Below are 23334 nucleotides of genomic sequence, written 5' to 3' on the forward strand. Positions count from 1 at the left end.
AAGCTTTCTCTGACGGGGCAGGCTGGTTCTTATACGCTGACTGGAGCAACTAGCAACCCCACAGCCAGCAGTGCCACGTCTTTCACGGTGACGCTGGGTGCTGCCGATAAAATAGCAATCAATGGAGTACTCAACAAGAACGGTACTTCTGCCGTAGATACTACAACATTCAATCTGGCGGCGGCAGCCAACTGGGATTCGACAGCAACTTCGCCAGCTGACTTGACGGGAAATGGCATCACCGTATCCAACGTCACAGCTCCAACGATCACCTCTGCCTCCTATGACGCTGCAACAGGTATCTTGTCTGTCACAGGCACGGGTTTGGTGGGAACCATAGGTGCGACTAATGATATTACCGTCAATAAACTTCGCATCGTTGGTGAAGGAGGAACAGGACGCACACTTGTCATTTCCAGCAACGTTGAGATTACAGATGCAACCACATTTGCTGTTCAGTTAAGCGGCAATGACAGGATTATTGTTAATAGTTTGCTCAACAAAAACGGCGCGACATCTACCAGCGGCTCAACATATAATGTGGTCGCATTTGACGACTGGAACAGCAGCATTACGAACGGCGATATTTCTGACGCCACCAATCCACTGACTGTGTCGAATGTACCTGTACCAACCATCACTTCTGCCACCTACGACGCCACTACAGGAACACTGGTTGTCACTGGCACGGGTTTCTTGCAGCTTACTGGTTCAAACAACGATATTGTCGCCAATAAATTCACCTTCACGGGTGAGGGCGGCGCCACCTATACCCTGACTAACACCAGCAATGTCGATATCGCCACGACCAGCAATACACAATTTACTCTGGTCCTGAGCGCTGCAGACCAATCTGGCGTGACGCAAATCGTCAACAAGGCGGGCACCAGTTCTACAAGTGGCACCACCTATAACCTGGCAGCCGCTGAAGACTGGGCCGCCGGTGCTGACGCCGCCGTTGTCATCGCCGACCTGGCTGGCAATGGCATCACTGCTACGGTCGCCAATCCAACCATTACATCGGCAACTTACGATGCCAGTACCGGTAACCTGGTAGTTACCGGTACCAACCTGTCCCACCTCAATGGCGCGACCAATGACATCGTCGCCAACAAGTTCACTCTCAAAGGCCAGGCGAGCGGTACTTATACTCTGACCGATACAGCGAATGTAGAAATTACGTCTGACACGAGCTTCACCCTGGTCTTGTCCACCACCGACAAGGCAGGTATAAGAACCCTGCTCAATGCCAACGGTACATCTGCTGGCGACAGCACCACCTATAACCTGGCAGCCGCCGAAGACTGGGCAGCCGGTGCCGATGCTGCGGTTGTCATTGCTGACCTGGCTGGCAACGGCATTACCGTATCCAACGTCGTCGTTCCTACTGTTACCTCAGCCACTTATGACGCCAGCACTGGCATATTGTCCGTCACTGGTACTGGCATGACTACGGGTGACACCATTGATGTCACCAAGCTTTCTCTGACGGGGCAGGCTGGTTCTTATACGCTGACTGGAGCAACTAGCAACCCCACAGCCAGCAGTGCCACGTCTTTCACGGTGACGCTGGGTGCTGCCGATAAAATAGCAATCAATGGAGTGCTCAACAAGAACGGTACTTCTGCCGTAGATACTACAACATTCAATCTGGCGGCAGCAGCCAACTGGGATTCGACAGCAACTTCGCCAGCTGACTTGACGGGAAATGGCATCACCGTATCCAACGTCACAGCTCCAACGATCACCTCTGCCTCCTATGACGTCACCACCCACATCCTGACCGTCACCGGCACAGGCCTCGTCAGCACCCTCGGTGCCACCAATGACATTACTGTCACTGGCCTGACCATCAAAGGCGAAGGCGCCGCTACCCGCACCCTCAGCACCACCGGCAATGTCGAAGTCACCTCCGCCACCAGCTTTGCGGTGGCACTGGCAGGTGCCGACCAGACGGCGGTGGAAGCCCTGTTCAACAAGAACGGCACTACCTCGACTGGTGGCACCACCTATAACCTGGCCGCCGCCGATGACTGGGATAGCGTCATCACAGGCGGCAACATCGCCGTCACCACCTCACCTATTACCGTTTCCAATGTCACGGTTCCCAACATCACCTCCGCCATCTATAACGCCAACACTGGCGTACTGACGGTGACAGGTACTGGCATGACTGGATTGACAGGCGCTGCCAACGACATCGTCGCCAACAAATTCAGCCTGCAAGGCGAAGGCGGAGCCAGTTATACACTGACCACCACCAGCAATGTCGAGATCACCTCCGCCACCTCGTTCACCCTGACCCTCAGTGCAGCAGACCGCCTGGGTGCCAACCTCATCATGAACAAGAATGGTCCCAGCTCCACCAGCGTCAACACCTACAACCTCATCGCCGCCGAAGACTGGGATGCCGGGGCCGATGCGGCTGTCGTCATCGCCGACCTGACCGGCAATGGCATCACCGTCACCAATGTCGTGGCACCGACCGTCACTTTCGCCACCTACAACGTCGCCACCGGTGTACTGGTCGTCACCGGCAACAACTTCCTGACACTGACCGGGGCCAACAACGACATTACTGCCAACCGCATCCGCTTCCTGGGACAAGGTGCCTTCAACTACACCCTGACCAACACCCCGAACGTAGACATCACCTCCAACACCAGCTTCACCATGACCATGAGTGCCAACGACAAGGCGGCCCTGGCCCTGCGGATGAACAAGGATGGCACCTCATCTACCGACACCACCACCTACAACATCGGCATGCTGGAAGACTGGAATACCGGTGCCAATGTTGCCGTCGTCATCGCTGACCTGTTTGGCAACCCCATTACCGTCTCTGGCAACAACGTCGCCCCCGTTATCGGCGGCGTTGTCGCAGGCCAGACTGTGACGGAAACGACAACGGTTGCCCCGTTTGCCAGCGTCACCATCACAGACCCGGATGTGGGTGCTTCCGAAACCATCATCATCAGCCCCGACCTTGCGGCCAAAGGTGCCTTCACCGCAGCTTCATTGACAGCCACCGGCTTCTCCACCGCTGACGGTGGCCTGACCTATACCCATGCAGCTGGCACACCAGCCGCAGTCCAGGCCGCCATCCGGGGCCTGGTATTCCAGCCTGCGGCGGGCAGGGTTGCTGTTGGCGGTACCGAAACCACCACTTTTACCATCAGCGCCAATGACGGCATTGCTTCCGCCGTCCTCAACAACAGCACCTCCGTCATCGCGACAGGGGTCAATGCCGCCCCCACCAATATCAGCCTCTCGAATGCATCGATACAACAGGGTTCTGCCGACAATACCAGCGTTGGTATCCTGAGCGCAACAGACCCCAATCCTGGCGACAGCGCCAGCTTTAGTCTGGTGAGCGGCAATGGCACAAATGACAAAGACAATACCAAGTTCAGCATCAGTGGCAACAGCCTGGTGGCCAAGAGCCCAGTGGGCATGACACCCGGCAATTACACTGTTTTGGTGCGCGCCATTGATGGTGCCGGGGCTGCCTATGACAAGAGCCTCACCATCACCGTAGGTGACAATGTCGCCCCGACGGCGACCGGCATCACCCGTATCCAGGACGAGAACACCAGCCTGGGCACGATAGAGTACAAAGTCACATTCAGTGAAGCCGTCACCGGCGTCACCACAGCCGCCTTCCTTCTGGCGACAACAGGAACCGCCACAGGCAACATCAGCAGCATCATCCAGCTTGATCCCTCGACGTATAGTGTCAGGATCACGGGTTTGACAGGCGATGGTAGCCTGGGGCTCAATCTCAAGGGCAGTGGCACGGGCATCGTTGACACCTCCAGCTTGCCACTCAATGGCGGCTTTACTGGTCAGTTGTACCAGGTTGACCATACGGCACCGACCACCGCCATCGGTAACCTGAAGTTATCCAATGATGATGGTGTTAGTGGTACGGACTTTGTCACCACGATCAATCTGCAAACGATCACAGGCAGTTTGAGTAGTGGCTTGCTTGCTGGTGAAACGGTCCAGGTCTCACTCGACAATGGGACTAGCTGGACCAATACCGTCACCGCTATTGGTAGCACCAACTGGAGTTTGTCTAACCAGATACTGACTGGTGGCAATACCCTCAAGGTCAGGGTCACCGACCTGGCGGGCAATAGCGGTCCCACCCTGTCGCAAGCCTTTAGCATTACCACGCCACCTGACAATACCAACATCGGTAATACGGACGCGGATGGAGATGGTATCAGCCAGCAGACCGAAGCCGAAGTTCCCAATTTGCTGGGAGGTGGCAATGGTGACGGTAATGGTGACGGCATCCAGGATCAGTCACAAAAAGAGGTCACTTCGCTGATGTGGAACAGTAATACAGTTGCCAATCTGCATTATGTGACCCTGGCCAATAATAATTTCCTGGCACAAACCAAAACCTCGACCATGGCAGCACCGGCGAACCTGCCTGCAGAGCTGAGCCTGCCCTATGGCATGCTCACCGCTCAGCTGGAAGGCCTGGCCGCCGGCCAGGAAACTACGCTCTCGCTGTACACCGATGCATTGACGCCTGTCAATGGTTATTGGGTGCAAGACAAGGTGGGTAACTGGGTCAATATTGCGACCAATATCGCCACTGTGAACGGCAAGCTGAAGGTGGACTTCAAGATCACCGACGGTGGCTTGTATGATGCCGATGGCAAGGTGGATGGCAAAGTCCTCATCAGCGGTGGCCTGGGCTTTAAAACCATCATCCCCACCAATCCGAATACGTCTTTGCCAGGCGACAAGGATGGCGATGGTATTCCAGATGCCGTTGAAGCCAGGGTAGGCACCAAACTGGACCTGAAAGACAATGATGTGCTGCACCGCGCTGATTTGTTTGCCATGCAGTTGTACCGCGATGTATTGTTCCGCGAAGCAGATACAGCAGGTTTGCAATACTGGCAAGGGCAGATCGATACCGGCAAGATGAGCCGTGCCCAGGTGGCAGCGTCCTTCATGGAGTCAACTGAATTCCAGGGTGGCATAGGCGGCATCACAAGATTGTACTTTGGGGCCTTTGACCGTCTGCCTGACCGTGACGGCCTGGCTTACTGGATGCAGGCACAAAAGGATGGCATGAATCTCTCCAAGATCAGTGCTTCCTTCGTTGCCAGTGCAGAGTTCCAGAAGACCTATGGCAATCTGGATAATACGGCCTTTGTGGAGCGGGTCTACCAGAATGTGCTGCACCGTGCTTCTGATGCTGCAGGCAAGGATTACTGGCTGGGGCAGTTGGGCAATGGCCTCTCGCGCGGCGATATGCTGGCGGGCTTTACGGAGTCAGCCGAGTTCAAGGCGGGTTCGCAATCCAAGGTCTCATTGACGCTGGATTACATCGGTCTTCTGGGGCATGCGCCGGATCAGGCGACCTTTGATCACTTGCTCGCGCAGTCAGGCACGGATGTGGTGACGCTCATTGGGCAGTTTATTAATTCGCCTGAGTATCTGGCCAGGTTTATGCCTGGGTAATTTGTCTGCGCAATTGACGGTATGCGGAGTTCTCTTTCACAGGGAACTCCGCATGCATATATCTACTTCTTCACTCTCTACCGGGCTAAATTTCCCCGGTAGCAATCTAACTTAGCCACCGGTACGCTGAGTCCAGGGAATGACTGTTCCAGCCTCTTTCTTGGCTTGCTTGGCGGCTTTCTTTTCTTTAGGCGTACTAGCCGCCTGCTTCTTGGTTTCTTTGTTACTTTGCTGAACTTTACTCATGATCTTACTCCCGGGAACACCAAGGCCTTGGTGACAAGTCAGTATAGACTCATAGCCAGGCGTTAACCATTTTATAAAAAATATAATCAAGGCACCCTGCTCGCCGTTTCATACCGCGATTTCCGCAATCTGTCTCATTGCAGGAGCAAATCCAGCCGTATTTCTTTACAGTCACCCTACTCAAATAAATCAAACAACTCGATAAAACAGGGGGGGCAAGATGCTGGAAATTCGCAATGTCACAAAAAACTTTGGCAAAAAGCTGACTGCAGTAGATAACTTGTCACTCCATCTCGGCCCTGGTGTAGTCGGTCTGATAGGCCATAATGGTGCAGGTAAAACCACGCTGATGCAAATGGTGGCGACGCTGACGCACCCCAGTAGTGGCAGCATACTTTTCCAGGGCCAGGACATCGTCAAAAAACCACAGGCCATACGCCAGCGACTGGGCTTCTTGCCTCAGGATTTTGGCATTTACCCCAATCTGACCGCACTGGAATTCATGCAATACTTTGCCGCGCTCAAGGGTGTGCGCGATCCTGCCCGTATCAGGCATTTGCTGGAAATGGTGAATTTGCATGACCAGGCCAAGCGCCAGGCATCAACGTTCTCGGGTGGTATGCGGCGGCGTCTGGGCATAGCCCAGGCTTTGCTGAACGATCCTGACATCCTCATCGTTGACGAACCGACGGCTGGACTGGACCCGGAAGAGCGCCTGCGCTTTCGCCATCTGCTTAGCGAACTGGGGTTTAAAAAACTGGTCATCATGTCTACCCATATTGTCTCTGACGTGGAAAGCATAGCCAGCCAGTTGGCCATCATGCGCCAGGGAAAATTGATCGCTTATGCCAGCCCCGATGAAATCCTGGCCCAGGCGCATGGCCAAATCTGGACCGCCGAAGTCGCCAGTCATGAATACGATGCCTTGCGTAACAAAGTACATGTCTTGCAAACCCAAAAACAGGGCAATCAAATGAGCTTGCGCATAGCGCATCCGCATCAGCCATGTGCCGGTGCCCGGCATGCGTCCCCAAGCCTGGAAGAAGCGCTGATGGCACAACGCTATGCAGTGCAGGAGCTGGCAGCATGAACATCTCTCTGTTAAGCACCCTGGTAGTGAATGAAGCGCGCCTGCGTCTGCGCAGACTGAGTAGTGTGGTGGCAGTGCTGGCGGTGATTGCCCTGGCCTGGATCATGATTCCTGATCCGCATTCAGGCACAACTCTGATGGCAATCAATAATACCCGGGTTTTATATACCAGCTCTACCCTGGCGTATGGCAGTGCAGCACTGGCCAGCCTGCTGTTTGGCTTGGCTGGGTTTTACCTGGTGCGCGGCAGGATCACAGAAGATATGCGTAGTGGCTGTGGTGGCGTCATCGCCGCCACTCAAGTAGGAAATGGCATTTTTTTGCTTGGCCGCTGGCTGGGCGGAGTCGCCTATTTGCTGGCGCTTATCATGGCATTCCTGGGAGCTATGCTGGTTTGCCATTTGCTGCGCGGTGAAGGCCCCATAGAACTGTTTGTGTATCTCCAGACCTATATAGCATTGCTAATGCCTATGGTGTTTTTTGCTGTCAGTTGCGCAATTTTGTTTGACAGTTTTTCTCCCTTGATGGGCAAGCTAGGCGATGTTATTTTCTTTTTCATCTGGATCGCACAAATTTCACTGATGAACAAGGTAGAGAGCGGCATCGCAGGTCAAATCAATCCCTACATGTATATCGATTTCATCGGGTCCGCCACCTCCATGGCGAATCTGAAAATGCATTTAAGTACCACCCACTTTTCCTTGGGCATAGCCACCTTTAACGCGACCATCGCGCCCATGCTACTGCCCAACGTCATGTGGTCAGGCCAACTCCTGGCCGTTCGTTGCGCCAGTGCCCTCCTGGCACTACTGCCTTTGCTGCCAGCAATTGCGCTATTTCATCGTTTTTCGCCTGATCGTGTCAAAGTAAGTCAGACACGCAAACGCCGCTCTCCTCTGCACTTGCTGAATCAATTGCTGCGTCCCTTTGCCAGGCTTGCACAACCACTATTCCGTCTGGCGCAAGCCTGGCCTGGTCTGGCGGGCCAGATATGTGCTGACCTGGCCTTGACTGTGGTAAGCAATCCCATGGCTGGCCTGGCATTATCAGTCTTGCCTTTGCTGGCAGTATTTTGCCGTTCCGGAGCCTTGCCCGGTTTGTTGACTATGGCTGTCGCCATTTGGGGTATCTTGGTGAGCGACATAGCCAGTCGCGATCATCAGGCGGCCACTGGCGAAATGACGGGGGCATTATCTGGCGGTATCAGCCAGCGCTATCTGCGCCAATTTGCCAGCACGGCCTTGCTGGGATTATTGCTGACTGGCATTATCGCCTTGCGCTGGACGGCCCATGAACCAGTACGCGCATTGGCGTTAATCATCGGCATATTCAGTATGAGTGCCGTGGCTTGCCTGCTGGGCCGCCTGTCCAAAACACCGCGCACTTTTTTATCCTTGTTTTTGTTTGGTCTATATGTGGCCGTCAATGCCGTCAGGGCCCCCATGATAGATGCATTTGGTTTCAATGGCGTGGCCAATAGCCATTCCATGGGCTGGCATTTAGTACTGGGTATAGTAGCGCTGACGACCGGCTATCTGTACAACCGGAAATCAGCAGCATGAAGCAGACTATTGCTTGTTGATAAGACTGTGGACAAGCTGTAGACAAGCCGGGTTTTTGCTGTGGGTAAGCTGTAGATAAGCTGGGGATAAACAGAGAGTCTGCAGAGAGTAAGTAAGGAGTAAGTGTAGAGGAGAAGCAAGTGCAAGCCTGAGCGTATATTTCTTTTCAGCAAAACACAAATTGTATTAATTGTAAGCAGACTTTAGTTTGATTGTTTTAGCAAAAGTATCTCCCTATACTTTTGCTGAAGCTTATTTCATCATCAGGAATTAAGTTCCCATCTGACGATGTAGGCCTGATCTGGTCGCCTTGCCAGATCTACCGGAATCCAGTCTGCTGAGTCCCCTGCCGTCATACAGGCCTGTTCGTCAGCATCGTTTCCTCCGCATGTTATGAATAGGATAGATTACGCTTATGTCTGCCGGACTTACCCTTAAAAAAGATTTAGCAAAGATACTGCTGTATTCCCTGCTTTCGCTATTTCTGATCCCAGTATTTACTTACTGGTTTGCGCAGTATGTGGAAAACAAACAGGATGAGAAATTCATCGCCTATGTATCGCAGGAAATTTCCAGTGATGGCAAGTTGACGGCGGACGAGAAATTCCAGCAACAAGAATTTTTCCGCCTGTATCCTCCATCCAAAATCTGTGACAACAGCAGCGTGGAAGCAAACGATTACCGTGCCAGGGTATGTGCGCCTTATTCGGATAACTGGCAATTCATCATGGCCAGAAAAGTCGCAGCCTGGACCATCACAGGTGGCGCAGTCTTATTACTCACCGTATTCTTGCTGGGTGCTTTTGCATTTTTGAATGAGAAGGCGCAATACCTGAGTTTTGTCACCGGCTGGCGGGTACTGACATTCAGTTGCGCCGCAGGAACCATCGCCCAGGGTGCCATGCTGATGTGGCTGTCCTTCTGGATCACGGCTTATTTCATGAACCGCTACTCAGTCAAGCTGATCGCAGTAGCGGTCATCTTTGTCGCGATTGCAGTCTTTTATGTCATCGTCAGTATTTTCAAACGCGTCAAAAATGACCATCAAATCCAGGGGGAATTAATTTCCGAACAGGCGGCCCCAGGCTTGTGGCAACGCATACGTGATCTGGCAACGCGCCTGAAAACGGCTGCACCAGATAATATCGTGGCAGGCATCGATGCTAATTTCTTTGTAACGGAATCGCCTTTGAATGTCAGCGGCAGGAGCTTGCGTGGTCGCAGCCTGTTCATCAGCATCCCGCTATTGCGCCTGCTCAGCCAGTCAGAAGCCGACGCCGTGCTGGCACATGAACTGGCACATTTCCGTGGTGGTGATACAGCCAATAGCGCCGCACTCGGCCCCAAGCTGGCGCAATATGATCAATATTGTTTTGAAATGCGTAGTGCCCATGTGCCTACGGTGTTTTACCTGATGTGCCTGTACCGCATGATTTTTGAAATTGCCTCGGCGCGCAATAGCCGCGACAGGGAATTCCTGGCTGACCGTATCGCCGCCAAAATCATTGCGCCAGCGGCAGTCACACACTCTCTCATCAAGATTGCGGCATATGCCAATTATAGAAACGAGATAGAAAACCAGTTATTTTCGCGTAATGAAAGGCAGGGTTCCAGCCTGGGTATAGCGCAATTCGTGGCTTCCGGCTTGCATCCCTATGCACGCTCTTCCGATTTCCTGACGACCATGAAACATGCCAGCGTGCCGCATCCCTATGATAGCCATCCCAAGATGACGGAGCGCATGGAAAATGTTGGTCATATCATTGCCGAAACAGGCTATGGTGCGATAGTCACCAGCGTACCGGAAAAAACCTGGGCCGCAGACATACAAACTGCGGATGAAATTGAAGCGCGTCTGTGGACCAGCTATGAAGAGGATTTTTCTCAAGCCCATGAACACAGCCTGGCCTATCGCTATGAACCGGCCAATGAAGAAGAACAAGCCCTGGTGTTGCGTTATTTCCCGCCTGTGGAATTTTCTCTCAAGGAAGGTAAAGCCATACAAGTCACTTATGCAGGCTGGATCTTGCCAGATGAAACTGAGCCGGTATCCTGGGACAGAGTGGCGACCTATGAATATGAAGATGGCATGATGTCGGACGTATTGACCATCAAGCACCCTGAGAAAGGCATGCTGGGTGCCAAGAGTACCAAGGTCAAACTGCCAGGCATCAAAAAAGTCCGCGAAGAATTCAAGAATGTCTCAGGCCATTACTGGCACAGACATCAAGTCATGCGTCACCAGCAAGCCTCGTCATAAAATTCCCGTACTTGTACCAGAAAAATCCCGCCAGTCACCAGGTGGGATTTTTTTTGTACGCATATCGTACGGACCGCTGTACGGACAGTCGTACGGACAAAACGGACAATGGAGCCAATTTAAATATCTATATAAATCAATGACTTAAAACTGGCACGGTTTCTGCTAAACAGTAAGCAAACAACAGTGGAAACATCATGATAAGAGATACTTCAGGCCAGGACATGGTTTTATCTGCCAACAAGGGGCAGACACGTAAACGCATTATCATCGCGCTGGTAGCCAGCACTGTGGGTATCACGGCACTGGTCTTATTGATCTCGGCCTGGCGTGGCAGCAGCCAGTCGGTGAATGCGGCACGCTTGCGCATTGCCACAGTCAGCCATGGCAATCTGGTCAGGGATGCTGCGGTAAATGGCCGTATCGTTGCCGCCATCAGTCCCACTTTGTATTCCAGCGCTGGCGGCACGGTGACCCTGAAAGTCAATGCGGGCGAGGCAGTAAAAAAAGGCGACATCGTCGCTGAAATTGAATCCCCCGACCTCAACGACCAGCTCAAGCGCGAGCAATCGAATACCGAGCAACTGGAGGCCGAAGTCGCTCGCCAGCAAATCCTCGCCAAGAAGCAAAAACTGATCGCCAGGCGCGATGCCGATCAAGCCGAAATAGACCGTGTTTCGGCCCAGCGTGCCTTCCAGCGCATAGAGGCGGCAGGTGTAGTTGGCGTCGTCGCCAAGAATGACTTCCTGAAAGCCCAGGATGCCATGCACTCTACAGAAATACGCTCGAAACATGCAGCTCAGGCTGCCGACCTGGAAAATGAAGATGTCACACTGGAATTAAAAACCAAGATGAGCCAGTTACAACGCCAGCACCTGAGTCTGGACTATGCAAAACGCCGCGTCGATGAATTGAAATTACGCGCACCGGTAGATGGCATCATAGGAAGCCTGGCAATTTCCAACCGCAGCGTGGTAGCTGCCAATACCGCCTTGATGACTCTGGTCGATTTATCACAGCTTGAAGTCGAAGTGGAAATTCCTGAATCCTATATGACAGACCTGGGCCTGGGCATGAAGGCAGAGATCACGATCAACAATAACAAAGTCATGGGTACACTGACAGCGATTTCGCCAGAAGTAGTAAAGAGCCAGATACTTGCCCGCGTGCGTTTCAGTGGCCAGCAGCCCGAGGGCCTGCGTCAAAGCCAACGTGTCGCAGCCCGTTTGCTGATGGAAGAAAAAAGCAATGTCATGATTTTGCCACGTGGTCCCTTTGTCGAGGCAGAAGGCGGACGCTATGCCTACGTTGTCGAAAATGGTGTTGCCCAGCGCCACCCTATCAAAATGGGGGTGACCAGTATCTCTGCAGTAGAAATTCTGAGTGGATTGAAGGACGGCGATAAAGTCGTGATATCCGGTACCGATACATTTGAAAACGCCAGCAGCGTTTCTATCAATAACTAACATCAATAATTCACTGAAAAAGGAAATCCCATGTTACGCATGAAAAGCCTGAGCAAAATTTACCGCACTCATTTGATAGAAACCCATGCGCTGCGTGGCTTTGACATCCACGTCAAGGAAGGGGAATTTGTGACTGTGACTGGCCCGTCGGGTTCTGGCAAGACGACATTTTTGAATATTGCCGGTTTGCTGGAAGACTTCAATGATGGTGATTATCTGCTTGACGGCATCAATGTCAAAGGCATGGATGACAATGCCCGCACTCGTCTGCGCAATGAAAAACTGGGTTTCATCTTCCAGGGTTTCAATCTGATTCCTGACCTGAATTTATTCGACAATGTCGATGTACCGCTGCGCTATCGCGGTCTGAATGCCACTGAGCGCAAAGACCGCATAGACGCAGCACTGGCCCAGGTGGGCCTGGCTTCACGCATGAAGCATTATCCAGCCGAATTATCGGGTGGCCAGCAACAGCGCGTAGCGATTGCCCGTGCCCTGGCAGGCTCGCCCAAACTCTTGCTGGCCGATGAACCGACAGGAAACCTGGATACCCAGATGGCACGCAGCGTCATGGAATTGCTGGAAGAAATCAATGCCAAGGGTACGACGATTCTGATGGTGACACATGACCCGGAACTGGCCGTACGCGCCCAGCGCAATGTCCACATCATCGATGGCCAGGTCAGTGACTTGGTACGCAAAATGCCTTCGCTGTATGACGCCAAGGCGGATGGACATACAGAGGCAGATTCTGCCAATGAAATCGATCGTTCGGCAGTGGCTTGAGGAGAAGTAGGATGCTTCAATATTATTTCTTACTGGGTATACGCAGCCTGCGCCGTAACCCGGCACTGACTGCCCTGATGGTCCTGACCCTGGCCGTCGGTGTCGCTGCCAGCGTCTCTACCCTGACCATCTTGCATATGATGTCGGGCGACCCTATCCCGCAAAAAAGCAGTCGCCTGTTCATACCCCTGATGGACAACGGCCCTTTGAAGGGCTACACCCCAGGAGAAGAGCCTAATGACAATCAAATGAGTTACCGGGATGCCCGTAATCTGCTGGCCGGAACCATAGGCGAAAGACGTACAGCCCTGTACGGTATAGATATTGCCATAGAACCGGCCCGCAAGGACTTGCCTGCGATGGCGTCAGAAGGTGTGGCAACGACCAGGGACTTTTTTAGCATGTTTGATACCCCCTTTTTATATGGACAGGGATGGGCTGAGAATGACGATGCAAAAGCTGCGGACGTTGTCGTGCTTGGAAATAAACTGGCTGAAAAATTGTATGGCAAAAGCAATCCTGTAGGTCAGTACCTGACCATGCTAGGCCACCAGTTCCAGATAGTGGGCGTACTCGCTACCTGGGAACCCAGCCCACGCTTTTACCGCTTTGCTGGCCGCAATGCAACATTCGGTGAGCAGGAAAACTTCTTTATTCCTCTTGCAAGTGCCATCCGGCATGAAATCACCCACTCCGGTGGCATGGGCTGCACTGGCGAGCTTGAGCCAGGCTGGCAGGGGAGACTGGATTCTGAATGCACCTGGCTGCATTTCTGGTATGAACTAAAGTCTGAAAGCCAGCGTCAGGAACTGCAAAGCTACCTGGACAATTACACCGCTGACCAGCGCAAACTGGGACGCTATATGCGCCAGGCAAAAAATAAGTTATTCAATGTCATGGAATGGCTGGAAGAATGCAAGATAGTTGGTAACGATAACAAATTATCTGTCTGGCTGGCATTTGGATTTCTCTTGCTGTGCCTGGTCAATACGGTAGGTCTGTTACTGGCAAAATTCTCGGTCCGTGCTGCAGAAGTCGGCGTGCGACGTGCGCTAGGCGCCTCACGCAGAGAGATATTCAATCAATTTCTCATTGAGAGCAGCATCATCGGCCTGGTTGGTGGCCTGACAGGTTTGCTGCTGGCTTTTGTTGCCCTGACCCTGATTTCCCTGCAATCGAAAGAACTGACCGTGCTGACCCACATGGATTGGCAAATGCTGGTTATCACTTTCGTGATGTCAGTCACGGCGTCAATATTGGCAGGTCTGTTCCCGACCTGGCGCGCCTGCCAGGTAACCCCGGCGATACAACTCAAATCACAGTGAGAACACGATGAAACTTAATTTGGAAATTCGCCCAATTTTGTCTGCGCTGATGCGCAGCAAGACAGGTGCCATCCTGGTGGCCATACAAGTCGCAATCAGCCTGGCAATTTTGGCCAATGCCGTCTACATCGTCAAATTGCGTATGGATATTGTGTCACGGCCCAGTGGCGTGGCAGAAGAAAATGAGCTTTTTTCCCTGAGTATCAGTAATCGCAAGCCAGCTGAACACGCAGAACAGTTAGCCATGCAAAGACAGGATGAAATCACAATACGCGGCGTTTCCGGCGTAAAAGACGTGGTGCGGGTAAGCCAGACACCGCTCTCATGGTCAGGTAGCACAACCTCTGTGGGACTGGATAAAAAAGCGGGAAGTGCGAGATCCTATGCTTCCGTCTATGTTACGGCGAAATCCCTGATGAAAATCTGGGGATTGAAACTGGCCGATGGGCGCGATTTCAGTCCTGGTGAATACATGGAAATTGACCAAAATACCAGCAAGGAATTTCCAAGCGTCGTCATTATTACCAAGGCATTGGCAGAAAAATTATTCCCAGGCCAGGCAAATGCGGTTGGAAAAACCATCTATTTTGGTAGCGGTGACGATGCCGATCCTACCCGCATAATTGGCGTGCTTGATCGCTTGCAAACTCATGGGGCCCAAATCGGCCTGAAAGGTGAGCAATCGGTCGTCTTGCCTATCCGCATGTCGAATGACCCTTACTCCAAGTACAGCATACGTGCTGCGCCAGATCAGCGTGAGCGTGTCATGAAGGATGTGGAAATGGTGCTGAGGAAGGCATCAGCAACGCCTTTGATCATCAACATGCGCAGCATGGAAGGAGATAGAAGCAGACGCTACCAGGCAGACAGGGGTTTGGCCTGGATGCTGATCGTCGTCTGCATCTTGCTCTTGCTGGTGACGGCCAGTGGCATTGTCGGCATCTCCAGCCTGTGGGTAACGCAGCGTCGCAAGCATATAGGTGTGCGCCGTGCCCTGGGTGCGCGCAGGGTGGACATCTTGCGCTATTTCCTGACAGAGAATCTGATGATTACCAGCTTTGGTATCGCCAGCGGGCTGGCACTGGCGGTCGCCCTGAACCAATTACTGGTCAGCAAACTGGAATTGACGAAACTGCCAGTCCCTTATTTGCTCGGAGGCAGTGTAATTTTCTGGATACTTGGTATCATCGCGGTGGTGGGACCGGCGGCACGTGCTGCGTCGATTTCACCAGCCACTGCTACCCGCAGTACCTGAAGCCACTAAGCCTTGAAAACTCAAACACTGACAATGCCTACCGTATTAATTATTGATGACAATACCACCGTCGCGGTGGCACTCGAAGTGCTGTTTTCCCTGCATGATATTGATGCAGTATGCGCCACATCGCCAGAACAGGGCCTGGCGATGCTGGAACACCAGGCTATCGACCTGGTGATACAGGATATGAACTTCACGGCCGACACCACCTCTGGTGATGAAGGTCGTGCCCTGTTCACTGAAATACGCAAACGCTACCCTGATCTGCCTGTCATCTTGCTGACAGCCTGGACACATCTGGACGCTGCCGTGGAATTGATACGCTCAGGTGCTGCCGACTACCTCGGCAAACCCTGGAATGATCAAAAACTCTTAACCACGGTCAGGAACCTGATAGAGCTGGGGCAAAGCAATCGCGCCCTGCAACAGAGATTGCAGCGTGAACGCAAGCAAAAACACGAGCTGGAGCAAAAATTCAATCTCTGCAATCTGGTCTGGAATGATGCAGCTACCGAACGGGTGCTGGGCATGGCTTGCCAGGTGGCACGCGCCGATGTACCTGTGTTGATTACTGGGCCAAATGGTGCAGGCAAGGAAAGAATCGCCGAAATCATACAAGCCAATTCCAGTGTCAAAGATGGCCCTTTTGTCGTACTCAATTGCGGTGCACTGCCGGCAGAGCTGATAGAAGCTGAACTGTTTGGCGCTGAAGCCGGGGCTTATACTGGTGCCAGCAAGGCGCGTGAAGGCAAGTTTGAAGCAGCCGATGGCGGCACTCTGTTCCTTGATGAAATAGGTAACCTGCCACTCGCCGGTCAAATGAAATTATTGCGCGTGCTGGAAACAGGACGTTTTGAAAGATTGGGATCGAACAAGGAGAGGCAGGTCAAGGTCAGGGTACTGAGCGCCACCAATGCTGATTTGCCCGCCATGATCAGGGCTGGCAGCTTCCGCCAGGATTTGCTGTACCGCTTAAACGTCATCGAGTTGCATTTACCCACGCTGGCAGAACGCGCCGGCGATATTTTGCCCCTGGCAGAACATTTCCTGAGCAATGGCAAGACCCTGCATCCCAGCACGGCATCAGCACTGGTGCAATATGCCTGGCCCGGCAATGTCAGAGAACTCAAGAATGTCATGCAACGCGCCTGCCTGCTGGCAGCCAAAACGGAAATCATGCCGACAGATCTGGGCTTACCCTTGGCGCATAGCTGGGTCAATGACCATGAACCCGACAAGGATGCCATAGAACGCTCCTTGCAAAAGGCCCACGGGGTAGTAGCACAAGCCGCAGCCGAACTGGGCCTGAGCCGCCAGGCCCTGTATCGTCGTATGGACAGGCTGGGCATCAGCCGCAGCGCATGACAATGCAAACGCCGCCAGCCAGCGGGGCCAGTAAAAAACCTCTGTTCTCCATACTCAGCCGCCTGAGTTTGTTGATGGTGGCAATACTACTGCTAACAGTCGCCATCAGCATGCTGATGCTGTATTTATTGCCCGACCAGCTTTGGTTAGCAACAGGCCTCAGCCTGGCGATTGTCTTGCCGATAGGCCTGGGTATCTTGCGCAGCCAGTTGCAAGCCATGATAAAGCTGTTTCATACACTGGCGGGCACAGTCATCAGTTATCAGGACAATGATTTCTCCATAGGCGTGCACTGGCCCTTGCAAGATGAGTTGGGTGAACTGGTGGAAGCTCACAATGCACTGGGTGATGTTTTGCGCAGGCAAAGACTGGACTTGGTACAGCGGGAACTTTTACTCGATACCATGGTGCAAAATACGCCGGTAGCGATGATGCTGGTGGCTGACCACGGCCCCATCGTATTTGCCAATATCGCTGCCAGGCAATTGCTGAACCAGGGGCGCAAGCTGGAAGGTTTCAGCTTTAACGATGTCCTGACCCAGGTTTCCAGCTCACTGTTTGAAGCCATACAACGCGGTGGTGATGGCTTGTTCACTGTCGCCGCCAGGGATGCCGAAGAAGAGGAAGAAGTCTATCACCTGGCCCGTCGCAACTTCAGCCTGAATGGCCGCCACCATGAATTATTCTTGCTGCGCCACCTGACGGTGGAATTGCGTCGCCAGGAGGTGCAGACCTGGAAAAAAGTCATACGTGTCATCAGCCATGAATTGAATAATTCCCTGGCCCCGATAGCCTCGCTGGCGAATTCTGCCGCCGTACTGGTCAGCCGTGGCCAGACCGAACGCCTGCCCGGTATCTTGCACACCATAGAAGAACGCACCCGCCATCTGGAAAGCTTCATCGATGGCTATGCGCGCTTTGCCAAGTTGCCGACACCCAGGCTGGAACACACGCATTGGAATAGCTTCATCGCTGGTTTGAAGTCCCAGGTCATTTTCACCATCGTCGACAGTTTGCCGGAAGAAGCAGTCAATCTGGACCGCGCCCAGATGGAGCATGCCCTGCTGAATTTACTGAAGAATGCCCACGAATCCGGCTCCAGGGAAGACGACGTCAGCCTCAGCATACGTGTATTGCAGGGCATGGCGCGCATAGAAGTCATGGACAGGGGTAGCGGTATGAGCGATACGGTAATGTCGAATGCCTTGATTCCATTCTATTCCACCAAGCGCAGCGGCACTGGCCTGGGCCTGGCTCTGGTGCGAGAAATCATCGAAGCACATGGTGGCAGGATCAGCTTGCAGAATCGTGAAGGCGGGGGATTAACGGTCAGTCTGTTCTTGCCGCTTATCTAAATTAAACAAAAGCGATTGGCAGCCTCATCTGCATGCACAATCCAGTACCAGGGCGATTGCTGGCCTGTATGCTGCCACCATGTGCCTGTATCACGCGCTGGGTGATTGCCAGGCCCAGGCCATAGCCTTCGCTGCCATGCTCTGCCAGCGCACTGCGATAAAAAGGCTGGAAGATGCTTTGCAACTCAGCCTCCGGTACACCATTCCCTTCATCCATTACCGAAATATGCAATTGCCCCTCCTTCACCTCGGCTTGCAAGGTCACGAGAGTATCGGGGCGGGTATGCCGGATGGCATTGCGCAAGACGTTTTCCATGGCACGATGGAGTAATTCATAACGCCCCAATACACATACCTTGTGTATCTCATCTTCAGAAAACACCGTCTTGAAAGTCTTGCACGCAGTCTTCGCTTCAAAATGGGCATTGTCACTAAGGTCGGCAAATAATTCATCCATGTGTATCAAGTCTTGCCCGGCATGGGTACCGGCCTCAAGCCGCGACAAGGTGAGGATTTCACCGACCAGCTTGTCCATGCGCACCGCTTCTTTATCCATGCGCAACATATATTCTTCTGCCTTGTCAGGTTGCTGACGGGCCAGGCCTATGGCAGCCTGCAAACGTGCCAGAGGCGAACGCAATTCATGCGACACGTCATGCAAGAGGCGGCGTTGGCTTTGCAGGGAGCCTGACAATTGCTCGGCCATACGGTCAAAGTCGCGACCCAGTTCAGTCAACTCATCCTGGCGCCGCCCCATGCTATCACCTATGCGTGTCTGCAGCTTGCCGCAGGCCATGGCCTGCAAGGCAACACTGAGCTGACGTATGGGCTTGGACATATACCAGGCCATCAGGGCAGCAAATAAGAGGCTGGCCAGCAAAGCGCAAGTCATGGGGATCAGGGCACGCATGTCGCCGTTATCAGGTGGTGGCTTGCGCTGCCCCATCGCTTGCAGTCCATGATCGCCAGGCGTTTTCCCCGGAACTTCACCGTGATGAAAGCCTGGTCCCGGGCCGGGCCCAGGCCCGTCAGGTCCATACGTGCTTTCTTGCCCAGGTTTGCCGGCATTCATGCCCGTGGCGGCCACTGATCGGGTTAATTCTTCATTACTATGCTTGATCCAGAAAGTGACACTGATGCCTGCTATCGCTGTCAATTGTGCCAGCCAGATAAAGAAAAAGAATTTCCAGAATAAACGTCCGAGTTTCAGCATGTTCACTCGCGCGTCAGCATATAGCCCTGGCGATACACCGTCTGTATGACGGCACGGCCATCGGCAAAGGCACTGATTTTCTGGCGTATGCTACTCAGGTGGACATCGATATTCCTGTCGAATCTGGCCACTGGTCGCCCCAGCCCTTGTTCAGACAATTCATTTTTGCTGACAGTTTGCCCGGCATTTCTGGCCAGCAGTTCCAACAGGGTGAATTCGGTACTGGTCAGTTCCAGCAATTTATTATTCCACTCTGCCCGACGCTGACCCGGCCATAATTGCAGTGCGCCAACCACCAGGCACAGTCTGTCCTGCTCGGTGCTCATTCCCATTTCTGTGCGACGCAAGATGGCCCTGAGCCTGGCCAGCAATTCACGGGGAGTACAGGGTTTGGGCACATAATCATCCGCCCCCAGTTCCAGGCCTATGATGCGATCTACATCGTCACCGCGCGCTGTTAGCATCAGTACAGGTATGCGGCTATGTTCACGTATGCGGCGCAAAGCTTCGATGCCGTTCATGCGCGGCATCATGACATCCAGCACGGCAATCGCATGCTGGCCAGTCAGTGCCTCTTGCACTGCCTGCTCACCGTCATGTACGGTAGTGATGACAAAATCCTCACGCTCCAGGTATTCCTTGAGCATGCCTACCAGTTCAACGTCATCGTCTGCAAGCAATACCTTGGTCATATGGGCGAAAAAAGAAAAGTGATTTCAGTTGCCGATGATGATAACAAAGCCTCCCTGGCTCATGGGTAAATTTACCCGCTTTTACAGTTTGTCAGTGTTACCTGGGTTTTTTTGGTGATGACACAAAATCCTTACCTAACTTTACCTTGGCTTTACTGCACTTAACAAGTCACCACGACACAATGCAGCAACACCAACAGCAAGGAAAAGACATCATGGACAAGCATACAAACCAACTGGAAACCGACCTTCATACCCTGATGCAAGCAGCCGCCTCACGCAGGCAGATGTTGCGCTGGATGTCGGTTGGTGGCGCTGCGAGCTTGCTGGGCTGCGGTGGTGGCAGTGATGCCAGCACCACAGCAAGCGGGACGACAACTACTGGCAGCACAGGCACAACCAGTGGCACGACGACAGGCAGCAGCACAGCTTCCTGTAGCATCATCCCGGAAGAAACTGCTGGCCCCTACCCTGGCGATGGCACGAATAGCAATGGCATCAGCATCGCCAATGCCCTGGCCTTGTCTGGCATCGTGCGCAGCGATATACGTTCCAGTATTGCCGGTGCCAGTGGTGTTGCCGCTGGAGTGCCTTTGACCATCAAATTGCAACTGGTCAATACCAAGGGCAGTTGTGCCTCGCTGGCTGGCTATGCCATCTACCTCTGGCATTGTGACCGTGATGGTAATTATTCCATGTATTCATCCGGTGTCACCGCAGAGAACTACCTGCGTGGCGTGCAAGAAACCGATAGCAACGGCAATGTCAGTTTTACCACTATCTTTCCTGGCTGCTATGCCGGGCGTATCCCGCATGTGCATTTTGAGGTCTACCCCGGCAGCAGCAAAATCAGCAATGCCAATAACAAGCTCAAGACTTCACAATTCACCTTCCCCATGGCGACCCTGAATGAAGCCTACCAGGCGACCGGCTACTCAAACAGTGTGCGCAATCTCTCGCAAATCACGTATGCAACAGATAATGTCTTCAGCGATGGCACCAGCCTGCAAATGGTCAGTGTCACTGGCAATGCAACACTGGGTTATGTGGTGACTTTGACGGTGGGTATATCCGTGTAATTCCTGCAATGCCTGTGGCAGACCAGTCTTGCCTTGCCACAGGTATTTGAATAGAATCGGTTTTTGCTCAAACTCTTTTAAAGAAAGGAGGAAACATGGAAGTAATTAAATACGCAGTATGGCGCGTATCTAACTTTGGTATATTTGCTATCTCTTGTCCTGGTTCCATCGCGCTGCGATAAACAGACGAGAGCATATTTCCCATCCCCCATCTTAGGGCCTGTTCTCGGCTCACATCGTTAGCGCTCCTGTTGACGTGGATGCTTGCATCCCAAATCAAAGACAAGAGCATGACTACCTTATTATCTACACAAGCATTACAACTGGAAACCTGCCACGGCGTTTTATTCCAGGATCTGCAATTCACCTTGCAAGTTGGCCAGCGCATAGGCTTGATAGGCCACAATGGCAGCGGCAAATCCACCCTGCTCTCCCTGCTGGCCGGGCAACGTAGCACCAGCAGCGGCAGCATACAAATGGCAGGTCTGTGTCGCCTGCAATATGTGGAACAACACTTGCCACCTGCCCTGCATGCACTCAGCCTCTACGATGCCATGCTCGACGCCATAGGCGATATAGGTGAGATGCCAGAATTACACTGGCGCGTCGACAGCCTCTTGCAAGAGCTGGACATAGATGCCGTCACCGCCAAAGTCGCTGTGCAATCCCTGTCCGGTGGCCAGCACACCCGGCTACTACTGGGACGTGCCTTGCTGCGCGACCCCAATCTCTTATTATTGGACGAACCCAGTAACCACCTGGACTTGCCATCCCTGCTATGGCTGGAAGAGTTCTTGCTGAACTGGAAAGGGGCATTTGTACTGGTATCGCATGACCAGCGCCTGTTGAATCGGGTGACGCTGCAAAGCTGGATCTTGCGTGACAGGCAAATCACCTGCTTCGATCAACCTTGCACCGCGGCCCTGCAATCCCTGGAACTGGCGGATGAAGCTGCGCAAGCCAGACGTGATGCTGAGCAATCAGAAATAGACCGTCTGGCGGCCAGCAGCAAACGCCTGGCTATCTGGGGCAGCACCTATGACAATGAAAAACTGGCACGCAAGGCCAAGAGCATGCAAAAACGGGTAGACCGGCTAAAGGAAGAACAAACCACCGTCACCGAAGGCCAGCCCTGGACTTTGCAATTGCATGGCAAGGCTTCAGCCGCCAATCATTTGCTGCAACTGGAAAACTTGACGGTCAGGGCCACACCAGACTTGCTTGGTTTATTCACACTGGAGCAATTCAATATACGGCCAGGTGACAAGATCGCCTTGCTGGGTGCGAATGGTACTGGCAAGTCTTCCCTGCTCAGGCAATGCTGGCAAGCCATCCTGTTGCAGCAAGAGACTGCACAGATACGCTGGCATGCAGCAGCGCAGATAGGTTATTACGACCAGTCTTTGCAGCAATTGCGTGATGATGCCAGCCTGCCGGATGCGCTGTATCCCTTTGTCGCAGGCTCGGGCTTGGCCAGGACAGAGCTGGTACGCAAGCAAGCCCTGATTTCGGCAGGATTTCCCTATCACCGTCACCAGCAAAAAGTAGCATCGCTGAGCGGTGGTGAAAGAGCGCGCCTGCTGTTTCTGGCGCTATCACTGGCCAGCTATCATCTGCTGTTTCTCGATGAACCTACCAATCATCTGGACATGCAGGGCAAGCAGGAATTGACTGAGGCACTCGCAAGTTTTGCCGGTGGTTTTTTGCTGGTCTCGCATGACCGTGATCTGATAGAGCAGAGCTGTCAAGAATTCTGGGTAGTGCAAGATGGTCGCCTGGAAAGATGGCTGGATGCAGAAAGTGCTTATCAGTGTTTGCGCAACAAGCCAGTGCTTAACCCAGGACAGAAAGAACAATATGCCGAACCTGTCAAGGCGGTTGACATTGTTCTCAATGACAGCGAGCTGGCCTTGCAAAGATTGTGTGAGCTGGAGGATTTATTGCAAGCTGACCTGGCACGCAAACCCAAACACCAAAAAGCACAGCAGCAAGCAAGCTGGCGTCAAGAAATGGCTGGTTTGTCTCACTTGCTTGGACTAAATTGATCCCAGGTTTTTAAATTTATCGAAGCAGCTTTCCAGGCAAGCCTGGCATGCTGCTTCGTTTTTTAACTCTCAGGCAAACCCTGATCACACCACATGCATTCATCC

General features: G+C 53.0%; 15 protein-coding genes. 12 read left to right on the plus strand and 3 right to left on the minus strand.

What is annotated here, in order from left to right; translation table 11 throughout:
* The coding region (locus ACO0LC_RS22875) for a DUF4214 domain-containing protein (RefSeq protein ID WP_423007448.1) at positions 1-5487 on the plus strand (5487 nt) is incomplete at its 5' end.
* A 111-nt stretch (positions 5488-5598) separates the two neighbouring features.
* Here the strand turns inward: ACO0LC_RS22875 and ACO0LC_RS22880 are convergent.
* Positions 5599-5733: a hypothetical protein gene (locus ACO0LC_RS22880; RefSeq protein ID WP_423007450.1), complete on the minus strand. Its 135-nt coding sequence runs from the start codon at positions 5731-5733 to the stop codon at positions 5599-5601.
* Positions 5734-5953: 220 nt separating this feature from the next.
* On the opposite strand from ACO0LC_RS22880, the gene ACO0LC_RS22885 reads away from it, so the two are divergent.
* From ACO0LC_RS22885 to ACO0LC_RS22925, 9 genes are all read left to right on the plus strand, one after another.
* A complete protein-coding gene (locus ACO0LC_RS22885) occupies positions 5954-6823 on the plus strand; it encodes an ABC transporter ATP-binding protein (protein ID WP_423007452.1) in 870 nt (289 codons plus the stop codon).
* Positions 6820-8385, plus strand: coding sequence for a hypothetical protein (locus tag ACO0LC_RS22890; protein WP_423007454.1), 1566 nt, complete (start codon positions 6820-6822; stop codon positions 8383-8385). Before ACO0LC_RS22885 ends, ACO0LC_RS22890 begins: the two co-directional genes overlap by 4 nt.
* Positions 8386-8800: 415 nt before the next feature.
* Entirely contained in the window at positions 8801-10645 is a 1845-nt protein-coding gene (locus tag ACO0LC_RS22895; RefSeq protein WP_423007456.1) for a M48 family metallopeptidase, read from the plus strand.
* 197 nt (positions 10646-10842) lie between these two features.
* The gene (locus ACO0LC_RS22900; RefSeq protein ID WP_423007458.1) at positions 10843-12111 is read left to right on the plus strand and encodes an efflux RND transporter periplasmic adaptor subunit; all 1269 of its coding nucleotides are present in this window, start codon (positions 10843-10845) and stop codon (positions 12109-12111) included.
* A gap of 30 nt (positions 12112-12141) precedes the next feature.
* On the plus strand, positions 12142-12897 hold the full coding sequence (locus tag ACO0LC_RS22905; RefSeq protein ID WP_423007460.1) for an ABC transporter ATP-binding protein: 756 nt from the start codon (positions 12142-12144) through the stop codon (positions 12895-12897).
* Between the two features lie 11 nt (positions 12898-12908).
* Entirely contained in the window at positions 12909-14222 is a 1314-nt protein-coding gene (locus ACO0LC_RS22910; protein ID WP_423007462.1) for an ABC transporter permease, read from the plus strand.
* Positions 14223-14229: 7 nt separating this feature from the next.
* The gene (locus tag ACO0LC_RS22915) at positions 14230-15477 is read left to right on the plus strand and encodes an ABC transporter permease (protein WP_423007464.1); all 1248 of its coding nucleotides are present in this window, start codon (positions 14230-14232) and stop codon (positions 15475-15477) included.
* 33 nt (positions 15478-15510) lie between these two features.
* A complete protein-coding gene (locus ACO0LC_RS22920) occupies positions 15511-16845 on the plus strand; it encodes a sigma-54-dependent transcriptional regulator (protein WP_423007466.1) in 1335 nt (444 codons plus the stop codon).
* Positions 16842-18200 carry a sensor histidine kinase gene (locus tag ACO0LC_RS22925; RefSeq protein ID WP_423007468.1) on the plus strand — a complete coding sequence of 453 codons (1359 nt, stop codon included), beginning with the start codon at positions 16842-16844 and terminating at the stop codon, positions 18198-18200. The genes ACO0LC_RS22920 and ACO0LC_RS22925 overlap by 4 nt, the downstream gene beginning before the upstream one ends.
* 1 nt (position 18201) lies before the next feature.
* Here the strand turns inward: ACO0LC_RS22925 and ACO0LC_RS22930 are convergent, their stop codons facing one another.
* Together ACO0LC_RS22930 and ACO0LC_RS22935 are read right to left on the minus strand one after the other, a co-directional pair.
* Entirely contained in the window at positions 18202-19413 is a 1212-nt protein-coding gene (locus tag ACO0LC_RS22930; RefSeq protein WP_423007470.1) for an ATP-binding protein, read from the minus strand.
* Between the two features lie 2 nt (positions 19414-19415).
* The gene (locus tag ACO0LC_RS22935; RefSeq protein ID WP_423007472.1) at positions 19416-20105 is read right to left on the minus strand and encodes a response regulator; all 690 of its coding nucleotides are present in this window, start codon (positions 20103-20105) and stop codon (positions 19416-19418) included.
* A gap of 215 nt (positions 20106-20320) precedes the next feature.
* Between ACO0LC_RS22935 and ACO0LC_RS22940 the strand changes: the two genes are divergently transcribed.
* Together ACO0LC_RS22940 and ACO0LC_RS22945 are read left to right on the plus strand one after the other, a co-directional pair.
* Entirely contained in the window at positions 20321-21184 is an 864-nt protein-coding gene (locus ACO0LC_RS22940; RefSeq protein ID WP_423007474.1) for an intradiol ring-cleavage dioxygenase, read from the plus strand.
* A 290-nt stretch (positions 21185-21474) separates the two neighbouring features.
* Positions 21475-23229 carry an ABC-F family ATP-binding cassette domain-containing protein gene (locus ACO0LC_RS22945; protein ID WP_423007476.1) on the plus strand — a complete coding sequence of 585 codons (1755 nt, stop codon included), beginning with the start codon at positions 21475-21477 and terminating at the stop codon, positions 23227-23229.
* Positions 23230-23334 lie beyond the last annotated feature (105 nt).

The sequence above is a fragment of the Undibacterium sp. JH2W genome (genome assembly GCF_049340425.1).
Lineage (GTDB): Bacteria > Pseudomonadota > Gammaproteobacteria > Burkholderiales > Burkholderiaceae_D > Undibacterium.